Origin of the sequence: Archangium minus, assembly GCF_044360475.1 — a bacterium.
GTDB lineage: Bacteria > Myxococcota > Myxococcia > Myxococcales > Myxococcaceae > Archangium > Archangium minus.
Window position 1 is genome coordinate 2,761,387 of sequence record NZ_CP043494.1, and the last position, 21,271, is coordinate 2,782,657.

23 protein-coding genes are annotated in these 21,271 nt (G+C 68.2%); 14 read left to right on the forward strand and 9 right to left on the reverse strand.

The window, feature by feature from the left end; all coding sequences use genetic code 11:
- The first annotated feature begins 57 nt into the window (after window positions 1–57).
- Window positions 58–1,002, forward strand: coding sequence for a DMT family transporter (locus F0U60_RS11345; protein WP_395817871.1), 945 nt, complete (start codon window positions 58–60; stop codon window positions 1,000–1,002).
- Window positions 1,003–1,006: 4 nt separating this feature from the next.
- Here F0U60_RS11345 and F0U60_RS11350 read toward each other — a convergent pair whose 3' ends face one another.
- Window positions 1,007–1,660: a hypothetical protein gene (locus tag F0U60_RS11350; RefSeq protein WP_395817874.1), complete on the reverse strand. Its 654-nt coding sequence runs from the start codon at window positions 1,658–1,660 to the stop codon at window positions 1,007–1,009.
- Window positions 1,661–1,794: 134 nt separating this feature from the next.
- Here F0U60_RS11350 and F0U60_RS11355 point away from each other — a divergent pair, with 134 nt between their 5' ends.
- The gene (locus tag F0U60_RS11355) at window positions 1,795–2,865 is read left to right on the forward strand and encodes a YihY/virulence factor BrkB family protein (RefSeq protein ID WP_395817876.1); all 1,071 of its coding nucleotides are present in this window, start codon (window positions 1,795–1,797) and stop codon (window positions 2,863–2,865) included.
- Between the two features lie 9 nt (window positions 2,866–2,874).
- On the opposite strand, the gene F0U60_RS11360 is transcribed toward F0U60_RS11355, so the two are convergent.
- On the reverse strand, window positions 2,875–3,699 hold the full coding sequence (locus F0U60_RS11360) for a M48 family metallopeptidase (RefSeq protein WP_395817879.1): 825 nt from the start codon (window positions 3,697–3,699) through the stop codon (window positions 2,875–2,877).
- A 222-nt stretch (window positions 3,700–3,921) separates the two neighbouring features.
- Here F0U60_RS11360 and F0U60_RS11365 point away from each other — a divergent pair, with 222 nt between their 5' ends.
- Window positions 3,922–4,872 carry a Ku protein gene (locus F0U60_RS11365; protein ID WP_395817882.1) on the forward strand — a complete coding sequence of 317 codons (951 nt, stop codon included), beginning with the start codon at window positions 3,922–3,924 and terminating at the stop codon, window positions 4,870–4,872.
- A 27-nt stretch (window positions 4,873–4,899) separates the two neighbouring features.
- Here F0U60_RS11365 and F0U60_RS11370 read toward each other — a convergent pair whose 3' ends face one another.
- The 3 genes from F0U60_RS11370 to F0U60_RS11380 form a co-directional block, all read right to left on the reverse strand.
- Window positions 4,900–5,331 (reverse strand): MgtC/SapB family protein, encoded by a 432-nt coding sequence (locus tag F0U60_RS11370; RefSeq protein WP_395817885.1) that lies wholly within the window; start codon window positions 5,329–5,331, stop codon window positions 4,900–4,902.
- 60 nt (window positions 5,332–5,391) lie between these two features.
- Window positions 5,392–5,832 (reverse strand): CBS domain-containing protein, encoded by a 441-nt coding sequence (locus F0U60_RS11375; RefSeq protein WP_395817888.1) that lies wholly within the window; start codon window positions 5,830–5,832, stop codon window positions 5,392–5,394.
- A gap of 191 nt (window positions 5,833–6,023) precedes the next feature.
- Entirely contained in the window at window positions 6,024–6,152 is a 129-nt protein-coding gene (locus F0U60_RS11380) for a hypothetical protein (protein ID WP_395817890.1), read from the reverse strand.
- Between the two features lie 539 nt (window positions 6,153–6,691).
- On the opposite strand from F0U60_RS11380, the gene rnk reads away from it, so the two are divergent.
- A complete protein-coding gene (gene rnk / locus F0U60_RS11385) occupies window positions 6,692–7,108 on the forward strand; it encodes a nucleoside diphosphate kinase regulator (RefSeq protein ID WP_395817893.1) in 417 nt (138 codons plus the stop codon).
- A gap of 102 nt (window positions 7,109–7,210) precedes the next feature.
- On the opposite strand, the gene F0U60_RS11390 is transcribed toward rnk, so the two are convergent.
- From F0U60_RS11390 to F0U60_RS11405, 4 genes are all read right to left on the reverse strand, one after another.
- On the reverse strand, window positions 7,211–8,122 hold the full coding sequence (locus F0U60_RS11390; protein ID WP_395817895.1) for an alpha/beta fold hydrolase: 912 nt from the start codon (window positions 8,120–8,122) through the stop codon (window positions 7,211–7,213).
- Window positions 8,123–8,253: 131 nt separating this feature from the next.
- On the reverse strand, window positions 8,254–8,880 hold the full coding sequence (locus tag F0U60_RS11395) for a hypothetical protein (RefSeq protein ID WP_395817898.1): 627 nt from the start codon (window positions 8,878–8,880) through the stop codon (window positions 8,254–8,256).
- Between the two features lie 11 nt (window positions 8,881–8,891).
- On the reverse strand, window positions 8,892–10,574 hold the full coding sequence (locus tag F0U60_RS11400; RefSeq protein WP_395817901.1) for a hypothetical protein: 1,683 nt from the start codon (window positions 10,572–10,574) through the stop codon (window positions 8,892–8,894).
- A 315-nt stretch (window positions 10,575–10,889) separates the two neighbouring features.
- Window positions 10,890–11,498 carry a superoxide dismutase gene (locus tag F0U60_RS11405; RefSeq protein WP_395817904.1) on the reverse strand — a complete coding sequence of 203 codons (609 nt, stop codon included), beginning with the start codon at window positions 11,496–11,498 and terminating at the stop codon, window positions 10,890–10,892.
- 156 nt (window positions 11,499–11,654) lie between these two features.
- On the opposite strand from F0U60_RS11405, the gene mutM reads away from it, so the two are divergent.
- The 10 genes from mutM (at window position 11,655) to F0U60_RS11455 (ending at window position 21,169) form a co-directional block, all read left to right on the forward strand.
- Complete coding sequence (gene mutM, locus F0U60_RS11410) at window positions 11,655–12,512, forward strand: bifunctional DNA-formamidopyrimidine glycosylase/DNA-(apurinic or apyrimidinic site) lyase (protein ID WP_395817907.1); 858 nt, start codon at window positions 11,655–11,657, stop codon at window positions 12,510–12,512.
- A gap of 77 nt (window positions 12,513–12,589) precedes the next feature.
- Window positions 12,590–14,419, forward strand: a complete 1,830-nt coding sequence (locus F0U60_RS11415) for a TIGR04551 family protein (RefSeq protein ID WP_395817910.1) — start codon at window positions 12,590–12,592, stop codon at window positions 14,417–14,419.
- Window positions 14,420–14,428: 9 nt separating this feature from the next.
- Window positions 14,429–14,617, forward strand: a complete 189-nt coding sequence (locus F0U60_RS11420) for a hypothetical protein (RefSeq protein WP_395817912.1) — start codon at window positions 14,429–14,431, stop codon at window positions 14,615–14,617.
- Entirely contained in the window at window positions 14,614–15,855 is a 1,242-nt protein-coding gene (gene lysA, locus F0U60_RS11425; RefSeq protein ID WP_395817915.1) for a diaminopimelate decarboxylase, read from the forward strand. Before F0U60_RS11420 ends, lysA begins: the two co-directional genes overlap by 4 nt.
- Window positions 15,856–15,871: 16 nt before the next feature.
- A complete protein-coding gene (dapA, locus tag F0U60_RS11430) occupies window positions 15,872–16,759 on the forward strand; it encodes a 4-hydroxy-tetrahydrodipicolinate synthase (RefSeq protein WP_395817918.1) in 888 nt (295 codons plus the stop codon).
- Window positions 16,760–16,867: 108 nt separating this feature from the next.
- Window positions 16,868–17,683, forward strand: coding sequence for a 4-hydroxy-tetrahydrodipicolinate reductase (gene dapB, locus F0U60_RS11435; RefSeq protein WP_395817920.1), 816 nt, complete (start codon window positions 16,868–16,870; stop codon window positions 17,681–17,683).
- Window positions 17,680–18,447, forward strand: coding sequence for a fumarylacetoacetate hydrolase family protein (locus F0U60_RS11440; RefSeq protein ID WP_395817923.1), 768 nt, complete (start codon window positions 17,680–17,682; stop codon window positions 18,445–18,447). The genes dapB and F0U60_RS11440 overlap by 4 nt, the downstream gene beginning before the upstream one ends.
- Window positions 18,444–18,968, forward strand: a complete 525-nt coding sequence (gene folK, locus F0U60_RS11445) for a 2-amino-4-hydroxy-6-hydroxymethyldihydropteridine diphosphokinase (protein WP_395817926.1) — start codon at window positions 18,444–18,446, stop codon at window positions 18,966–18,968. Before F0U60_RS11440 ends, folK begins: the two co-directional genes overlap by 4 nt.
- On the forward strand, window positions 18,968–20,401 hold the full coding sequence (locus tag F0U60_RS11450; RefSeq protein ID WP_395817930.1) for a tetratricopeptide repeat protein: 1,434 nt from the start codon (window positions 18,968–18,970) through the stop codon (window positions 20,399–20,401). Before folK ends, F0U60_RS11450 begins: the two co-directional genes overlap by 1 nt.
- Window positions 20,402–20,458: 57 nt before the next feature.
- On the forward strand, window positions 20,459–21,169 hold the full coding sequence (locus F0U60_RS11455) for a TetR family transcriptional regulator (protein ID WP_395817933.1): 711 nt from the start codon (window positions 20,459–20,461) through the stop codon (window positions 21,167–21,169).
- Window positions 21,170–21,271: the final 102 nt, after the last annotated feature.

Below are 21,271 nucleotides of genomic sequence, written 5' to 3' on the forward strand. Positions count from 1 at the left end.
CTCGGATGTCGAGGGGCGTTCCGGTCCATCGGCCAGTCTGCTAGGTGGCGCCGGTCCATGGGCGCATCCACCTCCGAAGCTGTTTCTTCTCGTCAGGCATCACTCGGCGGGGTCTACGCCGCGCTGTTGTTGCAGGTGATGATCAGCGCTGGCACGTACCTGGCCGGCAAGCGGGCCATGGAGGAACTGCCTCCCGTCACCGTGGTGCTCTGGCGCTTCCTCCTCAGTGCCACCATCTTCTGCCTGCTGCTCGCCTTCACACCCGGCCCCAAGCTTCCGCCTCGCTCCGAGTGGCGTCGCGTGTTGATGCTCGGCCTGCTCGCGGGCCCCATCAACCAGATGTTGTTCTTCTACGGGCTGTCCCACTCCACCGCGGCCCACGCGGCGCTCCTCTACGCGCTCACCCCGCTCGGCGTGTACCTGTTGAGCCTCGCGCGCGGGCACGAGCGGGCCTCTTCTCGCTCCACGCTCGGTATCCTCACCGCGCTGGCCGGTGTGGTGGTGCTGCTGCTCGGGCGCGGACTGGCCTCGGCGCGAGGCTCGCTCCTGGGGGACCTGCTCATCCTCGCGGCGGTGAGCGCCTGGGTTGTCTACACCACCGAGGGCAAACCTTTCGCTGCTGCCTATGGCCCGGTGCGCTCCACCTCGTGGAGCATGGTGGCCGCCGCTCTGCTCCTGGTGCCCGTGACGCCCTTCGCGCTCGCGCCGACGCGCACCCTGTCTGCCAGCTCGCCCGCGCTGGCCAGCATCGCGTACCTCGCCGTCCTCACCTCGGTGGTGGCGTACCTCATCTGGTACTACGCCCTCACCAAGGTGTCGGCGTCGCGCGTCGCCATCTTCTCCAACCTCCAGCCCGCGATGACCGCGCTCGCCGCGTGGCTGGTGCTCGGCGAGTCGCTTCACTGGGAGCTGGCCGTTGGGGGTGGGTTGGTGCTCGCCGGCGTGAGGCTGACGCAGAGCGCGCCTCCGCTCGCGGGGCCGGTTCCGGTGGAAGAGTCGTAGCCGCTCAGTCCCCGTTCGGGTCCCACTCCGAGATGTCCTTCTTCTTGGGCTCCGGCGGAGGCTTCGGGCGCAGCGGCTCCACCGGCTTCGGCGCGGGCTTCGGGGCAGGGGCCGGTTCGGCCTCCTCCTCTTCGGGCGCGTCGGCGATGCGGACGTCCTCGCTCTTCACCGAGGCAGGCTCCGGTGCTCGCTTCGCTGGGGCCGCTGGCATCGGCGCCGGCTCGGCTTCAGTCTCGGGCTCCGGCTCCTTCATCACGGGCGGTGCCGTTCGAGCAGGGGGGCTCTCTTCCGAGGCCCGGTAGACGCCGCGGCGCACTCCGTCGGAGGGCCTGGTGCCCGACGCGGGCTTCGCGGTGTCATCCTCGCGCAGGTCGTCGTCGTACGTCTGGGGCTCCCGCATCGCGGGGTCTGCCTCGCGCGTGGGCTGCAGGTCGATGTTCGCGTCCCGGAGCGTGTAGTGCCGGTTGGTGCACTCGCTCTGCTCATTCGCACAGCGCTCAAGGCACTGGGTGAGCTGGCGGTACTTCGTCGTGCTGCCGCCGTAGTCGATGGTGCAGTCTTCCCGGCACGTCCCATAGTCCTCGCGGCACCCCACGGGGATGGTTCGGTCAGGACCAGCGGCGAGCGTCAGGAAGACGACGAGCGGTAACGGATGCATGGTGGAGGGAAAGGCTAGCAGGCATGGGCGAGGGGAGGGGAGAGGAGGGGGAGGGCTTGTTCGGCTGCTCGCTGCACGACGGCCCTTCCATCCCCACCTTTCGGCCTTCAACCCGGGATATCGCGGAGGAAGGAATGCCGTTCCGCAAGCCCAGGCACCTGACGTGGCGCGAGTTCTTCAGGCGTCTCTGGGTGGAAATCGAGGAGGACGCCGTCACCGAGTGCGCGGCGCAGCTCGCCTTCTATTTCCTCTTCTCCCTCTTCCCGTTCCTCTTCTTCCTGGTGACGCTCGCGGCGTACCTGCCGTTCGCCCCGGGGGCCGTGGACGCCATGGTGGAGCGGCTCGGTCCGCTCATGCCGGCCGACGCCCTGCAACTGGTGCGGGGACACCTGGAGTCGCTCGTCTCCGAGAGCCAGCCTCGCCTCATCACCCTGGGCCTCCTGGTGGCGCTCTGGTCCGCCTCGCGCGGCGTGGACGCGTTCCGCCGGGCGCTCAACCTCGCCTATGACGTCCCCGAGTACCGGCCCTATTGGAAGACGCAGGGGCTCGCCATTGTCATGACGGTGGCGGGCTCGCTGGTCATCCCGCTGGCCTTCGCCCTCTTCCTCCTGGGCGGGCGCGTGGGCGAGTGGGCCGCCGAGCACCTCCACGTGCTCAACGTCTACCACGTCGTCTGGTCGTGGCTGCGCTGGCCCCTGACCGCGTGTCTCGTCATGCTGGTGCTGGCCCTGTGCTACTGGCGCCTGCCCGCGGTCCGGCACCGCTACCAGTTCCTCTCGCCCGGAGCGGTGCTCGCCAGCGTGCTGTGGCTCCTCACCACCTGGGGCTTCACGCAGTACGTCGAGCACTTCGGCCGCTACAACGTCACCTATGGCTCCATCGGCGGCGTCGTCGTGCTGCTGCTGTGGCTCTACCTCACCGGCCTCATCTTCATTCTGGGTGGCGAGGTGAATGCCGTCCTCGAGCACGCCGAGGCCGAGGCAGCCCAGGCGGCCGGCAAGCCTTCGCCCATCGAAGCGCCTCACCTTGTGGCGGGGGTCCCTCGTGAGCGGGGCTCGGGAAGAGAGCGGCTCGCCTTCTGGCGCTGGCGCCGGCGCATGGCCGAGCGCGCCTCTCCCGAGGTCGAGCCGCCCGCCAAGGTTCAGGAGTCTCCTGACGAGGGCTCGAGGAGGGAGGAGCGCGAAGAGCACTCCTCCTTGCACTGAGGCGCGGGCCTACTTCCGCAGGCGTGCCTTGATGGTGGCCAGACGATCCGCCCCCAGCTCCGAGCCCGACAGGCCCTTGGACGAGATATAGCTGTTGAGGTGCTTCACGCGATCCGCGCTCGGCGGGTGCGTGCTCAGCCACTTCATGAAGCCCGGCGTCTTGCCCTCCTGCGCGGCCAGCTTCTGGAAGAAGGTCACCAGCCCGCGCGGATCGTAGCGCGCCCCCGACGTGTACTTGGCACCCAGCTCATCCGCCTCCGTCTCGTTGCCGCGGCTGAACGCCAGGCTCGTGCCACTGCCCGCCAGGCTCGCGGCGATCTGCGACACCGTCCCCGAGTTCTTCCCGAGCGCCGCGTCGATCAGCGCCTGCTGGCCATACTGGAGCATCAGCGCCTGCGCCGAGTGCCGACCCGTCACGTGGCCGGCCTCGTGCCCCATCACGCCCGCCACCTCGGCCTCGTTGTCCGCCGCGAGCAGCAGCCCCGTGTACACGTACAGGTAGCCGCCCGGCGTGGCGAACGCGTTCACCGTCTTCGGATCATCGATGACGTGGATCTTCCACTTCACGCCCTGACGATCCTTGTTCGCCTGCTGGAGGATGGGCGTGGACAGGTTGCGCACGTAATCCACCACCGCCGAGTCCTCGACGTACTTGATCTTCTCCTTCGTCTCGAGCTCCTGCTTCACCTGCGCGCCGAGCTGCGCCTCCTGCTCGTCGGAGATGAGGATGGACGCCGCCGTGCGCCCCACGTTCATCTTCTTGACGGATGCGCAACCGCTCGTGAGCCCCATGGCCACTGAGAGAGTCAGTACCGCCGAGAGAATCCGTTTCATGCTTCGCCTTCCTTGTCCTGGTGCTGCGCTGCTGGGATGACCCGGCGTCGTACCCAGCGTTCCGGGCACTCGGCAAGCCCTCCGTGTCAGAGGTGTTCCGGATGGACTCCCGGGCGACCGTCCCTGCGGGCCCCCGGTCGCGTGCGCGCAGTGCCTTGTCGCTCTCCAGGACAGTCCGGAAATTAGGAGACGGCGCCCCGTCGGGTGCCAGGGAGGCCCTTCATGTCTCGACCCGTCTGGACCGGCTCGCTGGGTTTCGGGCACGTGCATGTCCCGGTGCGGCTCTACGCGGCCGTGTCACCCAGGCAGGTGCAGTTCAACCTCCTGCACGACGCGGACGGTGCGCGCATCCAGCAGAAGCGGGTGTGCTCGGCCGATGGCGAGGAGGTGCCCTTCGAGCACGTGGTGAAGGGCTATGAGATTCGCCCGGGCCGCTATGTGGAGGTGACACGCGGCGAGCTCGAGGCGTTCGATCCCCAGGCGAGCCGCACGGTGGACCTGGAGGATTTCATCGAGCTCTCCGAGATTGACCCCATCTTCTTCGACACCACGTACCACGTGATGCCGGGCGAGAAGGCGTGGAAGCCGTATGCCACCCTGGCGATGGCGCTGCGAGCCTCGGGCCGCGCGGGCATCGGGCGGCTGGTGATGCACCTCAAGGGGCACCTGTGCGTCGTGTGGCCGCATGGACGAGGGCTCGTCCTCTCGACGCTGCACTACGCGGACGAGGTCATCTCCCAGGAGAGCTTCTCCGAGGTGTCCCTGCCCGGCCCCCGTCCCGCGGAGCGAGATGTGGAGGCCGTATTGAGCGCCATCGAGGCGCGCACCGTCGCCTTCGAGCCCCAGCGCTACCAGGACATGCACCGAGAGCGGCTGCTCGCCTTCCTGGAGCGGCGGGCCCGGAAGCACGGGCTGCGCGAGGTGCCTCCCGAGGCTCCCACGCCCGAGCAGGAAGAGGCACCGCTCGCCAACCGGGAGGGCAGGGGAGTGGTGCGGGCTCCCGAGGTGGTGCGCGGTGAGGTGAGTGAAATCCCGGCGCGGGGCTCGTTGCGGCTGCGCCCGCAGGCGGCTCGCGAGGTGCGGGAGCGGACCCCCCGCCAGAAGCCGGTGGGCACTCCGGCGAGGACTCGCGGCAAAAAGGGGGACTCGAGCGCGGGGAAGAGGCGGTCCTGACAAGGATGCAGCAAGCGGAAGTTCTGCTTAGCGAGGAGGGGGCGCCTGGCGGCGATGGAGCGCCCTCCTGAGCAGATGGAGTGTGAGAAGGTTGCCCAGCGAGAGCATCAGGCCCAGTTCGTAACGGCCATAGGCGGCTGCTGCCCCGATAGCACCCGTATTCCATAGGCTTGCCGCGGTGGCGATTCCGCGCACGTCTTTCTCTCCCTTGAGGATGGCCCCGCCGCCGATGAAGCCAATGCCCGTCAGGAGTCCTGAGAGGATGCGCGCCTGCGCCTCGGCGCTATCCCCCAGGGCGTGCTGTCCAATCAGGAGATAGGCGCATGCGCCCAGCGCCACGAGCGGGAAGGTCCGCAGCCCCGCGGACCGGGCCGCCACCTCGCGCTCCCAGCCCAGGGGCAATGCCAACACGAAAGCCATGCCTACGCGCAGCAGGATGTTCAGGAACTCAGTCCACATGTCTCCGCGCCCAATCATCGAGCGCCCATTGATGAGGTGAGAGAAGGGGAAGGGACACCGTCACCCAGCCGAGGTGCCCGTCCAGGAAGGGGCATCGCTGGCGGGGAAGGACTCCTCGGAGGCCCGCTCGACGACATCGGGACTCGCCAGCTCCATGGGAGAGACCACGCCCACCGCGTGCAGCCCTCCGTCGAGGACGATTGCCCGTCGCGCCCTTGCGTGAATCATTCGCCGCGCCAGTTGCTCCAGCGCTTCGTCCTCATGGGTGAAGATGAAGTTGAGGCTCGCGATGTCCCCCACTCCCTCAACGGGGCCGCCCTGAGCCTGGGCCTCGGCGCCCAACACCAGCTCTCGCATTGTCACGAGGCCGTAGATGCCGTGCTCGTCACCCACGACCAGGAGCTGATAGCGAGACTTCCACATGCTCTTCGCCGCTTCGTGGAGGGCGGTCTCCGGCCCGACAACGGCCACGTCTCGCTGCATCACGTCTCGTACCCACATGACATCATCCTTTCCGCAGTAGGTTTCCGTATCGGCTCATCCCGCAGCGCCTGGTCTCACGGTCTCTCGTGCGCTCAACGCGGACGCCTACCGGGACAGGCCGGGACTCCGGACCTGTGCGGGGCGTTTGAGATTGTGAGTGAAGGCGTACCCGATGAGGACTCTTCCTCGTTCAACGACCGCCTGCGCCTCTAGACGAGCGGCGCCGCGGTGCGGGCGAGGAGCCAGGCTGCGGCCCTGTGGAGCACGCACGAGCGCCGGCACAGCCCAGCCCAAGGCGTCTCGCTCTTGTTGTGGGCTGGGGGCGGCAGCATGCTCATCTCGGCTCTCCTGGGTGCATGACGATGCTCAGTCCACACCGTCTTTTGGACAACCGCTGCTACGCCGGGTTTCTTCCTCCAGCTCGAGGGCAACACAGGGGCAACGAGAGCTCCGCAGGCACGGGAGACCCGCCTTGCTGGCGCCCACCGGCGGTTGCATGAAGAGAAGGCGGGGCTATAGTTGTATGCCATATGCGCGCGAGGCCGCGCGTACACCCCGGTGATGGAACTCATGGTGCCCCTCTACCCAGTCCCGATGCAGTCCGGTACGCGCTGGGCGGTGGTGCGCCAGGTTCTACTTGCCCACGGCCGGGCAACAGCCTGGCTTGAGTCCCACGCCGCGCGCATCTCGCTTTAAGCCTGGCGCGCGGCGTCCTGTCCCTCAGGGAGTTTTCCTGGCTCGCGCTAGGGGGCCCCTGTCCTGACCGCCCGTGCGACGCGGAAGTGGCTCCACGAGTGCCCTCCCTCGTCCGCGCTCCCTGACCTCCCTCGAATCACTCCGGCCGCGGTGCGGCCACTTCCCCATGAGGAACATGGCAATGACCCAAGCGCGACACGTCCTCGTCACCGAGACCGACCTCGAGCGTCTCCAGCGCCTCATCGAGCTGTGCAGCGACGGGCGCACCGCCGAGCTTGTCGAGATGCTGGAGCAAGAGCTGGCCCTGGCCGAGGTGAAGAGCTCCCAAGACATTCCCTCCGATGTGGTGACGATGAACAGCACTGTCGTCTTCGAGGACGAGGAGTCGGGCGTACTCCGGAGGGTCACGCTCTGCTACCCGCGGGATGCACGCAGCGACGAGGGCCGTATCTCCGTTATTGCCCCCATTGGAAGCGCCCTCCTCGGGTTGTCCGTGGGCCAGTCCATCGAGTGGCCAGTCCCGGGCGGACGTACCAAGAGGCTCCGCGTTGTCGCGGTGCCGTACCAACCCGAGGCGTCAGGGCATTTCCACCTCTGACACCATGACCGTCCGTGGCGCTGTCCGGGCACCTGGAGCCGGCCTCGCTCCGGAGCGAGGAAGTCGAGGAGCGCGGTCGTCATCGCATCCCTTCTGGGCGGCTCACCTCGCGGCCGAGGCGTCCGGACGGGCTGAGCTCCGGCCGTCGAGAAGGAACCCGGTGACGAGCTCGTTGAAGCGATCCGGCTGATCCAGTGTCAGGAGATGCCCCGCGTTCGCGATGGTTTCGAGCCGGGCCATCGGAGCAGCGGCGACCGCTTGCTCCATCTCCGCTTGTCCGACGAGGGAGTCGCTGTCGCCGCGCAGCCACAGGGAGGGGGCCGAGAGGCGGTGCAGTTGGGGGAGATGGTTCAGCCGCATCGCCCACGGCCCGTAGGAGAGGATCTGCCAGTCATCGAGGGCCTGCTCCTTGTGGCGGGCCTTCGCCTCGGCTTCCTCCTGAACGAGCGCGAGGATTTGCTCGAAGTCACGCGTGCGGTCACCGGCCGTCAGGTTCTTTGCCATCATCGTGCGGAGCGCCGAGGGCCTGGAGGCCAGGTATTTGGTTGTCCACCGCAGCGCGAACGGCATGCGCAGCATCAGCCACGTGAGGAACTGCGCTGGACGTTTCGCATCGAGTCCGCCAGGCGCGGAGAGCACCAGCTTCGAGACGCGGTGCGGATGGTTCAACGCATAACCAATCGAGACCCCCGCGCCCATCGACAGACCGACCAGCGCGATGCGCTGGATGCGGACATGCTCGAGCAACTCGTCGATGATTCGCTCGCACACCTCCTGCGTGACCGGCTGCGTCCAAGGACGGCTGCCGCCATGGCGGGGCAGGTCGATCGCGAGGACCCGGTGCGTCGATGCCAGAATGGGTGCCACATGCCACCAGGTGAGCACGGCGGTGTCCAGCATGGCGCCATGCAGGAGCAGCACGGGGGGCGCGTCCTCGCTGCCCGCGGTGTGGAGGCGGATCGGACCGGCGGCGAGCGAGAGGTCGACCGCACTGCGGAAGGGGGTGGAGCACACGGCGTAGGACCTCCTTGGGCCAAAATGAAGAAGGCGTAACCGCCCAAAAGGCGATGGTGGATGGGCCCTCGTGGAACCCACCCGCCGCCGGGGAGAACGACTCGAAGGAGGCGGCTTCCCGCACCGCCCCGTCAGTAAACAATGCAGTCGAACTGCTCAACGACCACTCTGAGTGCTTCCTCGGAGGTCTCGCGTCGCTTGGCGAGGGACGGAGCGTAGAACGTTACGGCCATTGTGCAGGGAGGATCCCTGTACTGCCCCTCCACGATGATCGGGCGAAAACCTCCCGGCCACTGAACGCTGTTGAGCTCGCGGGCTCGCCCGATGGGGTCCAGGAGGGTGAAGCAGGGCCACTTGGGAAACCGAATGGTGGCAGGGTCAGAGCCCATGATGCGGCAGCCATCCAGACGGGCCTCTGTGAAGTCGCAGTCCTCGATGGCCCCGTGCTCCCAACCTGTGCCGTAGTCGGGCCAGTGCCCGAAGTCGCACCCGGTCAGCCGCCCCTTGAAGCGGCACCCCTTGAGGGATGCCTTCACCCATTGCTGGTGGTTTTTTAGCTCCTGCTTCACCTCGAAGGTGCAGTCAATGAACCGTGCCCCAACGATGATCAGGTTCCTGGCGGAGACCTTTAGGGTGACAGTGCAGTTTCTAAGCGACAGGTTGGGGCCAAGGAAATAGAGCGAATTCTTGTCCGTCAACTCCAGCCGCTCGTTTGCAATCTCCCTGTCCTCAATGAGGACGTTCTCGAGCCACCCCATGGTTGCTCCTTTCAGAAGGTGAGCATCCGGAAGAACTCCCCCGCCATTCGCCTGCCATGACGCGCGAGATTCGACTCCGTGCCGGAGAGGATCTCGTACTTGCGGCCCGTCTTCAGGTCAAACACGTCCACTCCCTGGTGTTTGTACCGAAGGCTCCCTCGCAACTGGGCTTTGACCTCTTCGTGCACGAACCGCCCCCGGGCCTCGCGCTCTAGCAGTCGCGCCAGCCAGTATTCGCCCTTCTTCAGGGCTTCGTTGATGGCGTCTCGCTCGTTGCGCGAGAGCCTGTCGGGCCTCCATTTCTTCGCGGCCTCGGTGACGGTATCCTGGAGCATGTCGCCTACCTTGTCCTCGCCAGGAATGTCCACGGCCGACTTACCGCGTGGCAAGTGCCAGCGCTGGCCGTCGCTCAACTCCACCTGTCGGTTGCCGCCCCGGTGACGGACGACGGTTTCGGCGGAGCGGCCCCCTGGAGCCTGTCCCGGCCCACTGCCCGTCCCCTTCTTGAGCATCACCACGGCCATAGGGCCCTGCGGAGAGGTGGCTACCGTTTCCGCCGCCACCAAGGCATTGGCCAGGGCCCCCTCCGTCGCGAGCGCCGCCTCCGTCACCTCCAGGCGCCCCAGGACGGCGGCGCCGCCCTGTGCCTCGAACTGCGCCCCCGCGAGATTGAAGCGCGGAAGCGACTTCACCCGCGCCACCACCTGCCCCAGCGTGTGCCCGCTGAGGGTGGCCACGGCGAGAATCATGGCCCGGGCGGCGTCCTCGCCCAGCACCTTGCCGAATTCCGCACCCGCTGCGCGCAGTTCCTCGAAGGTGGTGGCGTGGTGCGCTGTGTCGGCCAGGCGGGCCCACCCGTCCATCAGCCCGTACACCGTCTCGAGGCCCAGGTAGCCCATGAGGAGGAGGGTCATGCCGGCGGCCAGGGCCTTGGTGGTCGGCTCGGGCACCACCCACATCATGCAGTAGAGGGCCACCGTCCAGACGACTATGGAGACGAGCGCTCTCACGTCCAGCAGCTCGTGCGTGAGGGCGTCGCGCGTCTCGTCGAGCACCGAGCCGAAGGCCAGCGCCAGGGCGAACACCCGCCGGTCATCTGCGCGCAGATAGGGCTCGTCGTCCAACAGGCCCAGGCAGTCGCCGCGACCCTGCCGCTCACACCACTTGAGGTACTTCTCTTTCAGGGTTTCTTCGGCCTGGGGAGTGAGAGCAACCGGACCCTCCTGACGCTCCGGTATCCAGGTAAGGGCCGCGCCGCGGTGGTGCTCCAACTTCCAATAACCCGTTACGGCCACCGTGGGGGCGTCTGGCTGCGTCGCCAGGAGGCTCAGCAACTCGTGGGCAGCCCGCCGGGGCGTCTTCGCGCCCAGCCGCACGTCGTGGGCGAGCCGCTGGAAGGCTTGCTGGAACTCGGCCCTGGGGAGGGGCACCGGCCGCGTGGCAACGGCACCGGGCTCCATGAAATCCACGACGTACACAGTGGCGGACTCGAGCCCGGGCTCCCCCGTGGCGGCCAGAAGTTCCCTAGGAGCTGGCGGGGGCGTGAGCGAGTTGTGGCGGTTGCCAGCAAGGATGCCTCCATGGGAGGGGCCCGTAGCACACGCAAACTGGAAGAGGACGATGAGGGCCCAGGCGCGAGAGCAGGGGCCTGAGCGTGCGCCAGTAGGGCGAGCGCCAGGAAGACGGGTAGACACGGCGCACCTTCGGAAGCGACGCGGCCAAGAGCTGTCGCTCTGGAATTACACGGAAATACAGGCGCGCCCGTCAAGCCACCGGGTTGGCTGAGGGTGATAGGACACAGCGGGTACCTCTGCAAGGGGCTGGGCCCCAGCGCGGAGCGGCGCTACGGGAACAAAAGACCGGCTCCAGCCAGGAATCACCCACAGGGGGACTGGGCTGGAGAGGCCGATTAGGAGGACCACAAGGAAGATGGCGTAACCGCCCAAACGACGACGGCGGATGGGCCTCGTGGCACCCATCCGCCGCCGGGGATAACGACTTGAGAGGGATTACTTCTTCAGGCGGCTCTCGCAGGCCTCGAAGTCGATGTTCTGGAAGTAGGCGTCCACGTACTTGGCGCGCTCGAACGGCTTGTAGTCCGGCACGAAGGCGTGCTCCCACGCGTCCATGACGATGATGGGCGTGTAGCCGGCGATGTTGCCGTTCTCGTGCAGCGTCACCCAGTGGTTGGAGAGCCAGCCGGTGCGCGGATCCTGGAAGGTGATGGCCCAGCCGATGCCCGGCGCCGTTCCCACGGCCTTGAAGTCCGCCAGCCAGTTCTCATACGAGCCGAAGCTCTGCTCCATGGCCTGCTTCAGCTTGCCGCCCGGCGTGGTCGCTCCGCCCGGCTTCATGTTGCCGAAGTAGTACTCGTGCAGGACCATGCCGTTGTACTCGAAGCCCATGCGGCGGGTCATCTCGGCATAGGCCGGGTTGGCACCCGCGGCCTCTCCCTTGGCCTGCATCCCCGAGAGCAGCTCGGTCAGCTTGTTGGTGCGGTTGACGTACCCCTCGTACAGCTTGAAGTGCGACTCGAGCACCGCGTCGCTGATGCCCTTGAGCCCCTTGAGGTGGGTGAACTGCATGGGCGTGTACTTCTTCTGCGGCATGTCGGCCATGTGAGGCCTCCGAGTGAGAGGAAGAGGAGGGTGAAGGAAGGCGTCCCTATGTACGGGGGGAATCCGCCTTCCGGGGGGCTGTTTCACGCGGATGTAAGCGCGGTAACACGTTGGACATGCGCCGCGCCCGCGAAGGGTGTAATTCCGCACGCCGCCATGCCCGAGCTTCCCGAAGTCGAAATCGCCCGGCGCAACCTCGTCCATTGGCTGGACGGTCGCCGCGTCGTGCGCGCCGAGGCCGATGACTCGCGCGTCTTCCGCGGCGCCCGCCGGGAGGACTTCGCCTCACTCCAGGGCCGCCTGGTGTCGTTGGAGCGACGCGGCAAGTACCTCCTCTTCACCTTCGAGGGTGGCCGGGGTCTGCTGGCCCACCTGGGCATGACGGGCCGCTTCGTCCGTCGCCCCGAGGGGGCCGTGGTGCCCTACAGCCGGGCCCGCTTCCACCTGGACTCCGGGGACGTCATCCACTTCGCCGACTCGCGCCTCTTTGGCCGCATGGAGCCCTGTGCCGCTTCTCGCCTGCATGAGCTGGAGGCTGTGAAGGAACTGGGGAGGGATCCGCTCGCCGATGGTCTCACCGCCGAACAGCTGCGCGAGGCCGTGGGGGACTCCCGCCAGGAGCTCAAGGTGGCGCTGATGGACCAGGGGCGCGTGACGGGGTTGGGCAACATCCATGCCGCCGAGGCGCTCTACCGCGCCGGTCTCCACCCCGCGCGCAAGCCCGCGACGCTCACCGAGGCCGAGTGGCAGCGGCTGGCCGACGCCATCCACGCCTCCATCACCTTCGGCCTCGAGGAGCAGCAGGGCGAGGAGCCCGCGTACCTGGAGGACGGCGCGGAGAACCGTTTCCTTGTCTACGGTCGCGCCGGGACGCCCTGCGCCCAATGCGGGACGACGGTGGAATCCTTTGCCCAGGGGGGCCGCACTACCCATTGCTGCCCCCACTGCCAACCGAAGCACCCTGGCCGTAAACCCCCGGACGGACGTGGGAAGCGGGGTGCTCGCCGTCGTTGACACCCCCGGCGCACTCCGCTTGACTCGCCCGCCCTTTGCACCCGCCGCACTCGCGCGGCACCGGAGAAGAATCCCCTATGTCGTCCAACGCCCTGCTGGCGGCCCTGCTCGTCGCCTCCGCCACGGCCGCCGCCCAGACGCCGGAGCCCCAGACCGGGACGCCGGCCCCTGCCCCGGAGACCGCTGCTCCCGCCACCCCGGAGACCGCCGACTCCACCGAGGAGCGCATCCGCCAGGAGGTGGAGAAGCGCGTGGAGGCCGCCAAGCAGGAGATGCGTGAGGAGATCCGCGCGCAGCTCGCCACCCAGTCCCTCGCCACGGACTGGCAGGAGGAGTGGGTGGAGGAGAAGCGCAAGCTGGAGATCTTCTCCATGGACGGCTACTACCGTCTGCGGCCCAACCTCTACCACCAGTTCGATCTGGGCAAGGTTCAGGACCGCCGGCTCTTCCCGTCGCCGCGCGCCACGGAGAAGACCCAGTCGGGCGCCGACATGCGCCTGCGGCTGGAGCCCACCTTCAACATCTCGGAAGAGGTGCGGGTGAAGGCCCAGATTGATGTGCTGGACAACGTGCTGCTGGGCTCCACGCCCTCGCGGAGCTTCCCCGGCGACGGCTTCTACCTCTTCGACATCTTCAACGACTCGCAGGTGGCGCCGAAGTCGGCCCTCAACGCGCTCAAGGACTCCGTCATGGTGCGCGAGGCCTACGGCGAGGTGTCCACGCCGGTGGGTCTGCTGCGCTTCGGCCGCATGACGGCGCACTGGGGTCTGGGCCTGCTGCGCAACGACGGCAACTGCCTGGAGTGTGACTACGGCGACGTGGTGGACCGTGTCATGTTCGTCACGGAGCCCTTCGATGGCTTCTATGTGACGCCCATGTTGGAGTTCAACTCCGAGGGCCAGTACGCCTACCCCAATGGCTTGCAGAGCCAGCCGGTGGACGTCTCCAACGCGGATGACAGCTACAGTGTGGTGCTGGCCGTCGCGCGCCGCGACACCCCGCAGCAGGTGAAGGCCAAGCTGGACAACAACCAGGGCGTGCTCAACTACGGTGCGCACCTGAGCTGGCGCACCCAGCGCTACGCGGCCTCGGGCCTCTACAGCAGCCCGCCCACGTACAACCCGGACGGGACGGTGGGGCCGACGCAGGGCTTCATCCCGCGCGGCGCCACGCTCTACATCCCGGACGTGTGGCTGCGTTACGAGGAGAAGAAGTTCCGCGTGGAGTTCGAGCTGGCCGCCCAGGTCGGCTTCATCAACAACCGGGCGCTGACGCTGGCCGAGTCCACCGACGTCAACCAGAACCAGCGGCTGGACATCGTGTCCTTCGGCGGCGCGGCGGTGGGTGAGTACCGGCTGCTCAACGGGCAGCTCAACATCCAGGTGGAGCTGGGCTTCGCCTCGGGTGACCGGGCGCCGGGCTTCGGGGCCTATCCGGGCCGGCAGCGTCCGCAGCGCGCGGGCTTCTTCACCCAGCCGGGTGACTTCGACGGCCCGCAGTACAACTGCGGCCTGGGCGGCTGCCGCGACAGCTTCATCCGCAACTTCCGCTTCAACCGCGCCTACCGCGTGGACAACATCCTCTGGCGCGAGCTCGTCGGCACCGTCACCGATGCCTTCTACGCCAAGCCCACCATCCGCTACACGCTGACCCAGGGGTTTGATCTCTTCGGCAGCGTCATCTACTCGCAGGCCATCTACCCCGAGTCCACGCCCTCCGGCAGCAACCGGCCCCTGGGCTTCGAGACGAACGTGGGCGCTCGCTACGAGACGGAGGATGGCTTCGTGGCGCGCGTGGACTGGTCCGTGCTCTTCCCGCTCAACGGCCTGCAGGAGCTGGAGGTCATCAACCAGCGCGAGCTGGCCACGGCCCACGCCATTCGCGGCACGCTGGGCATCCGCTTCTAGGAAGACGTCATGAACCGGCCGCGCGCTTTCGTCGTGCTGCTCGGACTCGCGCTGGGGGGGGCGGCCTGTGGCATCAAGGGCCCGCCCCGTCCGCCCGAGTCGAATCGTCCCGCCGCAGGGGAGTCGCCTCCGCCGACGGATGTGTCGCGCGGCCCGCTGTCTCCCTCGGCTCCCCCTTCCGACGCTGGAACTCCGTGAATCACTTCTCCTACCGCAAGCGTGTGCTGCACGCCGAGGAGGTGCCCCTGTCGGCCATTGCCGATGCGGTGGGCACTCCCGTTTACGTCTACTCCACGGCCACGCTCCGCCGGCATTTCCGAGTGGTGACGGAGGCCTTCGGCTCGCACCCGCACCTGGTGTGCTACGCGGTGAAGGCCAACTCCACCCTGGCGGTGCTGCGGCTGCTGGCCCAGGAGGGCAGTGGCTTCGACATCGTCTCCGGCGGTGAGCTGGCCCGCGTGAAGGCTGCTGGCGGCGAGCCGGGCAAGACGGTGTTCGCCGGCGTGGGGAAGACGGCTGACGAGATGGCTCAGGCCCTCTCCGCCGGCATTCTCTTCTTCAACGTGGAGAGCCCCGAGGAGCTGGACCTGCTCGACGCCGTGGGCCGGGCCCAGGGCAAGCGCGCTCCCTTCGCCGTGCGTGTGAATCCCAACGTGGATGCGCGCACCCACCGCCACATCTCCACGGGCCTGAAGACGTCCAAGTTCGGCGTCCCCTTTGAGGAGACCGTGGCCCTCTACGCCCGCGCCAAGCGGATGAAGGGCGTGCAGGCCGTGGGGCTGGACTGTCACATTGGCTCGCAGATCACCCGCACCGCGCCTTTCAAGGCCGCGCTCAGCAAGGTGGGCGGGCTCTACAAGGAGCTGAAGGCCCAGGGCCACGCGCTCCAGTACCTGGACGTCGGCGGCGGTCTGGGCATCACCTACACCGAGGAGACGCCCCCCACTCCCGCCGAGTACGCGCGCACCACACTGTCCGCCGTGGGCGACACCGGCGCGACGATCATCTTCGAGCCGGGTCGTCTGGTTGTGGGCAATGCCGGGGTGCTCGTCACCCGCGTGCTCTTCCGCAAGAAGACGGCTGCCCGACAGTTCGTCGTGGTGGATGCGGGCATGAACGACCTGATGCGTCCCGCCCTCTATGACGCCCACCATGGTCTGCAGCCGGTTGTCCAACGGCGCGGTCAGGAGGTGGAGGTGGACGTGGTGGGGCCGGTGTGCGAGTCCACGGACGTGCTGGCCCGCCAGCGCAAGGTGGTGCTCCCCAAGCAGGGGGAGTTGTACGCGCTGATGACCGCTGGGGCCTATGGCATGAGCATGGCTTCTACCTACAACTCGCGGCCCCGGCCGGCCGAGGTACTGGTGGACGGGGCGGCCTGGCGGGTGGTCCGTGAGCGGGAGAGCGTCGAGGACCTCTGGCGCGGTGAGCGGCCCTGAACATATAAGCCGCCTCATGAGGACTTTCGAAGGCTCGATGACCGCGCTCGCCACTCCCTTCCGGGAGGGGGCGTTCGACGAAGCAGCCTACCGTGCACTCATTCGGCAGCAGATCGCCGGAGGGACGAGCGTGCTCATCCCCATGGGCACCACGGGTGAGGCGGTGACGATGTCCCCCGAGGAGCGCTTCCGCGCCACCCGCGTGGCTGTGGAAGAGGCCGCGGGTCGGGTTCCTGTGGTGGGTGGCGCGGGCTCCAACAGCACCGCGGAGACCATCGAAGGTGTGAAGCGCGTCCGCGAGGCCGGGGCGGACGGCTCGCTCATCGTCACGCCCTTCTACAACAAGCCCACGCAGGCGGGTCTGGTGGAGCACTTCCGGGCCGTGGCCAAGGCGCACCCGGGCTTCCCCATCATCGCCTACAACGTGCCGGGTCGCACCGGCGTGGACCTGCTGCCAGAGACGGCACTGCGGCTGTGTGACATCCCCGAGGTGGTGGCCATCAAGGAAGCCACGGGCAGCATGGCCCGCGCGATCGACCTGGTGGAGAAGTGCGGCGAGCGGTTGACGCTGCTGTCCGGGGATGACTTCACCGTGCTGCCCTTTATCGCCTGCGGCGGCAAGGGCGTCATCTCCGTGTCCTCCAACGTGGCGCCGCGCATGATGGCGGACCTGGTGGCCGCCGCGCGCGCGGGGCAGCTGGAGAAGGCCCGGGAGCTTCAGGTGCGGATGAACGAGCTGCACCGGCTGCTGTTCATCGAGTCCAGCCCCATCCCGGTGAAGTGGGCCCTGCACAAGCTGGGGCTGTTCGGGCCGGAGGTGCGTCTGCCGCTGGTTCCGATGACCGAGCCCAATGCGAAGAAGCTTGAGGCGGAGTTGCGCAAGCTGGGCCTGGTTCAGGGCTGAACCCGGGAAGCGCTATACCCTCACCCCCGCCCTCTCCCGGTGGGAGAGGGGGCAACACAACTCCCTCTCCCTCCGGGAGAGGGTCGGGGTGAGGGTACCGAGGACACCATGATCCGCACCGTCATCACCGGAGTCACCGGCCGCATGGGCGGCACCTTGCTGCGCCTCGTCCATGACGCCAAGGACCTGGAGCTCGCTGGCGCCACCGCGCGCAAGGGCTCCGCTGCCGTGGGGCAGGACGCAGGCCAGGCCACACGCCTCGGGACGCTCGGTGTCTCCGTGGGCGACGACCTGGGCCGGGTGCTCGAGTCAGCGCGAGCCCAGGTGCTCATCGACTTCACCAGCGCGGAGGCCAGTGTGGCCCACGCGCGTCTGTGCGCCGAGCGCGGTGTGGCCATGGTCATCGGCTCCACGGGCTTCACCCCCGAGTCCCGCGCCGAGGTGGCCGCCAGCGCGAAGTCCATCCCCGTGGTGCTGGCCCCCAACACCTCCGTGGGCGTGAACGTGGTCATCCGCATGGCCGCCGAGTTTGCTCGCGTGCTGGGCGAGGGCTACGACGTGGAGGTGCTCGAGGCGCACCACCGAATGAAGAAGGATGCGCCCTCGGGCACGGCGTTGAAGCTGGCCGAGGTGCTCGCCTCGGCGCTGGGACGCGGGCAGGAGGACCTGACCTTCGCTCGGCAGGGCCAGATTGGCGCGCGCCCGAAGCAGGAGATCGGCGTGCAGACGCTGCGCGGCGGAGACGTCGTGGGCGAGCACACTGTGTATTACTTCGGCGAGGGCGAGCGCATTGAGCTCACCCACCGTGCCACCAACCGGGACCAGTTTGGACTCGGGGCGCTGCGAGCCGCGCGCTGGGTGACGGGCCGCTCACCAGGGCTCTACGACATGGCCGACGTGCTTGGCTTCCAGAGGACGTCATGACGACGCGTTATTGCCGTTTCCAGGACGAGGGGCGTGCGCAGTACGGCCGCATCGAAGGTGACGAGGTGGTGGTGCTCTCCGGCGCGCCCTGGGCGGGCGGGACGGAGACGGGCCGGCGCGTGGCGCTGAGTGGCGTGTCGCTGCTCGTGCCGGCGGAGGCCTCGAAGGTGGTGTGCATCGGGCAGAACTACCGCAAGCACGCCGAGGAGATGGGCAAGCCCGTTCCTCCCGAGCCCCTCATCTTCATGAAGCCCTCCACCGCGCTCAACGCGCACCGCTCGCCCATCCAGATTCCGAAGGCGAGCCAGGAGGTGCACTACGAGGCGGAGCTGGGGCTCGTTATTGGCGAGCGGCTGAAGAACGTGGACGAGGCCACCGCTGCCCGGGCCATCTGGGGCCTCACCTGCATCAACGACGTGACGGCCCGCGACATCCAGCGCCGCGAGGTGCAGCACACCCGCGCCAAGAGCTACGACACCTTCGCCTGTGCCGGGCCGTGGATTGTCACCGGCCTGTCCCCGGCGGACCTGCGCATCCTCTGCCGGGTGAATGGACAGGTGCGACAGGACAGCCGCACGTCCGACATGATCTTCGGGCCTGCTCGGCTGGTGTCCTTCATCTCCCACATCATGACCCTGCTGCCAGGCGACCTGGTGAGCACGGGGACGCCCTCGGGTGTGGGCCGGCTGGTGGCCGGGGACACGGTGGAAGTGGAGCTGGAGGGAATCGGGACCCTGTCCAACCCTGTTGAGATGGAGCCTTGAGCGCCACCGTCTACGTAGGGCTGGGCTCCAACGAGGGAGACCGCGAAGCCCAACTCGTCTCCGCCCTGGAGGCGATGTCCCGCATCGATGCAGTGGCGGTTCTGCGCTGCTCGTCGCTCTTCGAAAGCGCGCCCGTGGGTCCGCCCCAGCCGCATTACCTCAACGCCGTGGTGGAGCTGGAGTGTTCGCTGCCACCTCAGCGGCTGCTCTGCATCCTGAAGCAGATAGAGCGCGACATGGGCCGCCACCCGGCCGGTCAGCGTTGGGGACCACGCCCCATCGACCTGGACATCCTCCTCTGGGAGGGTGAGGTGGTGGCGGACCCCAACCTCCAGGTTCCCCACCTGGAGCTGCACAAGCGACGCTTCGCCTTGGAGCCCCTGGCCGAGCTCGCGCCCGATGCCGAGCACCCGGTGCTTCGCATGACGGTGTCGGAGCTGCTCACTCAGCTCGCGCCGCAGGATGTGCGCCGGTGCGTGGCCACCCAGTGGCCCGAAACCCTTCTCCCGGTAACCGAGTAATGACCCTCTCCCTCGCCCTGGCCACCGCGGCCCTGCTCGCCGCCGAGCCCTCTCCTCTGCCCTCTGGTCACCCGCCTATCGGCGCGGGGACCCAGGCCCCGGCCGCCTCCTCTCCCAACACGGGCGCGCTGCCCGAGGGCCACCCGACCATCGGTTCGGGCTCAACGGCCCCTGCGTCCGGGGGAGCGGTGATGGAGGGGCACCCGCCGATGACGGGCCGGTCGCCGCCCACCGCCGAGGAGCTGCTCAAGCAGCTGGACGGGATGCAGGGCCTGCGCGAGCGGGAGAAGACGTTCGAGATCGCCTCGTCGCTCGGCAAGCTCTACTACACGAACGGCCGGCCGGCGGATGCCATCCCGTACTTCCTCCAGGCCGAGGAGCGGGCGAAGGCAGCGCGCGAGCTGTTCCTGGCGCAGCGCAAGAAGCTGGGCAAGGCCGCGGTGAAGAGCCCGGCGGAGGCCAACTGCGGCTTCACGGCCGAGACGCCGGTGGAGCAGATGGCGGCGACGGCCGCGGAGCGCGCGAAGAAGGGTGACACCGCGGGTGCGGCGGCCTGTGCGCGCGCGGCGCTGGAGCCGGTGCTGGAGGTGGAGTCGATGCGCGCCACCGCGCTCTTCCTCTCCGGGGACGCGGACGGCTCGGTGAAGGTGTACGAGCGGGTGCTGGAGGTGTCGCCCACGTATGCGGACGCGCTCTTCGGGCGCTCAGCGGTGCTGTACGAGACGCGGGGCGAGGACCTGAAGGCGCTGCAGTCCGCGCGCGAGGGCTTCGATGCCTTCCTCGCGGCGCACCCGGACTCCACGCGGGCGCCGCTGGCGCGCAAGCTGGGCCGCATGGCGGACGAGGCGGTGAAGGCTGGCGGCAGGCAGAAGTGGCTGGCCTCGCGTGCCGAGGATCGGCGCATCCGGGCCTCCTCGCTGAACCTCTCGACGGGGCCGATGATGGCGCGCGGGCCCATGGCCGGCGGTGGCGGTCAGCCCATGGCGGGCGGCCAGGCGGGGCCGATGGCGGGCGGTGGAGACAACACGGCGGCGCCCACGCTCTCGCAAGAGACGATGCAGGCGATGGAGAACGTCGAGCGCACGCCGGAGATGGAGGCCCAGCTCACGAAGACGGTGGAGCAGGGCGAGGCGCTGCTGGCGACGGGTCGCTTCGACGAGGCCCTGGCGGCGTATCGGCAGGTGATGCCGCTGCGGCCGGACGGGCGGGTGAAGGCGGGCCTGGCGTGGACGCTGATTGGCCTGGGCAAGCCGACGGCGGATCGGGTGTGGGGCGTGGCGGTGGGGACGGATCCGGCGGCGGTGGATCAGCTCGGCGAGACGCTGAAGGCCAAGGGCGACCTCAAGGGCGCCAAGGCGCTGTGGACGAAGCTGGCGGCCTCCGCGCCGGACTACGCGTCCCGGGCTTCCCTCCAGGCCAAGCTGGACCAATAGTCAGCTCGCGTGGTTTGAGGACTGGCCAGGGCGCTCGCGAGACCGCACGATGGGGTTGTGAGCACTCGTCACGTCTCAGGGAGTGGCCGCGCGGAGATCCTGGCCGCGGCCACGAAGGAGTTCGCGGACCGCGGCTACGCGGGAGCAACGACCGCGGGCATTGCCCGGTTGGCCGGCGTCACCCAGCCCCTGGTGCACCACCACTTCGGCTCGAAGCAGGGGCTCTGGGACGCCGTCATCGAGGAGCTCTTCAAGGAGCTCCACACGCTCATCCAGGAGACGCTGCGAGAGGTGGAGGGGTTGGACCGGAGGACCCGGCTGGCTCACCTGCTGCGCACCGCCGTGTTCTTCAGTGGCCGCCGTCCGGAGTTCTCCCGGCTCGTGCGCACGGAGAGCAGCGCCGGGGGTGAGGCCTTTGATGTCATCTTCGACAAGTGGCGCAAGGGCCCGATGGCCTTCCTCCTCAATGAGCTCTCCGCCGCGACGGAGGAGGGGACCCTCCGTCCCATCGACTCGAAATTCGCCTATTTCGCCCTCATCGGCGCCATCACCCAGCCCTTCGCCGAGCCCCGGGCCGCCCAGCGCTCCTTCGAGCTGGACATGAGGGACGAGCGCGTCATCGCGCGGTACGCGGACTTCGTGGTGGACATGGTGCTGCGCGGGCTCCTCTCTCCTCAGGCGTCCTCCCCTCCCGACGAGTCCTCGCCTGAGGCGGCAGACCGCCCGACTCCTCGGAAGGGCTCCACCTCGCGTCGGACACGAGACTGACACCCCGGACACGAGACTGACACTCCGCGTGCGGTTGACGCGGTGCGTGGAGGTGCTTATTACTCAATAAGCCTTATTGAGCTATAAGTCCCTTGGGACAGG

Coding starts and splice junctions, on each gene's coding strand:
- F0U60_RS11395 (WP_395817898.1), bottom strand. CDS start 8,880: ATGGGGTGGCTCGAGAACGTCCTCATTGAGGACAGGGAGATTGCAAAC.
- mutM (WP_395817907.1), top strand. CDS start 11,655: ATGCCCGAGCTTCCCGAAGTCGAAATCGCCCGGCGCAACCTCGTCCAT.
- F0U60_RS11345 (WP_395817871.1), top strand. CDS start 58: ATGGGCGCATCCACCTCCGAAGCTGTTTCTTCTCGTCAGGCATCACTC.
- F0U60_RS11360 (WP_395817879.1), bottom strand. CDS start 3,699: ATGAAACGGATTCTCTCGGCGGTACTGACTCTCTCAGTGGCCATGGGG.
- F0U60_RS11415 (WP_395817910.1), top strand. CDS start 12,590: ATGTCGTCCAACGCCCTGCTGGCGGCCCTGCTCGTCGCCTCCGCCACG.
- F0U60_RS11420 (WP_395817912.1), top strand. CDS start 14,429: ATGAACCGGCCGCGCGCTTTCGTCGTGCTGCTCGGACTCGCGCTGGGG.
- F0U60_RS11440 (WP_395817923.1), top strand. CDS start 17,680: ATGACGACGCGTTATTGCCGTTTCCAGGACGAGGGGCGTGCGCAGTAC.
- F0U60_RS11350 (WP_395817874.1), bottom strand. CDS start 1,660: ATGCATCCGTTACCGCTCGTCGTCTTCCTGACGCTCGCCGCTGGTCCT.
- F0U60_RS11355 (WP_395817876.1), top strand. CDS start 1,795: ATGCCGTTCCGCAAGCCCAGGCACCTGACGTGGCGCGAGTTCTTCAGG.
- F0U60_RS11370 (WP_395817885.1), bottom strand. CDS start 5,331: ATGTGGACTGAGTTCCTGAACATCCTGCTGCGCGTAGGCATGGCTTTC.
- dapB (WP_395817920.1), top strand. CDS start 16,868: ATGATCCGCACCGTCATCACCGGAGTCACCGGCCGCATGGGCGGCACC.
- rnk (WP_395817893.1), top strand. CDS start 6,692: ATGACCCAAGCGCGACACGTCCTCGTCACCGAGACCGACCTCGAGCGT.
- F0U60_RS11450 (WP_395817930.1), top strand. CDS start 18,968: ATGACCCTCTCCCTCGCCCTGGCCACCGCGGCCCTGCTCGCCGCCGAG.
- F0U60_RS11375 (WP_395817888.1), bottom strand. CDS start 5,832: ATGTGGGTACGAGACGTGATGCAGCGAGACGTGGCCGTTGTCGGGCCG.
- F0U60_RS11365 (WP_395817882.1), top strand. CDS start 3,922: ATGTCTCGACCCGTCTGGACCGGCTCGCTGGGTTTCGGGCACGTGCAT.
- F0U60_RS11380 (WP_395817890.1), bottom strand. CDS start 6,152: ATGAGCATGCTGCCGCCCCCAGCCCACAACAAGAGCGAGACGCCTTGG.
- F0U60_RS11405 (WP_395817904.1), bottom strand. CDS start 11,498: ATGGCCGACATGCCGCAGAAGAAGTACACGCCCATGCAGTTCACCCAC.
- dapA (WP_395817918.1), top strand. CDS start 15,872: ATGAGGACTTTCGAAGGCTCGATGACCGCGCTCGCCACTCCCTTCCGG.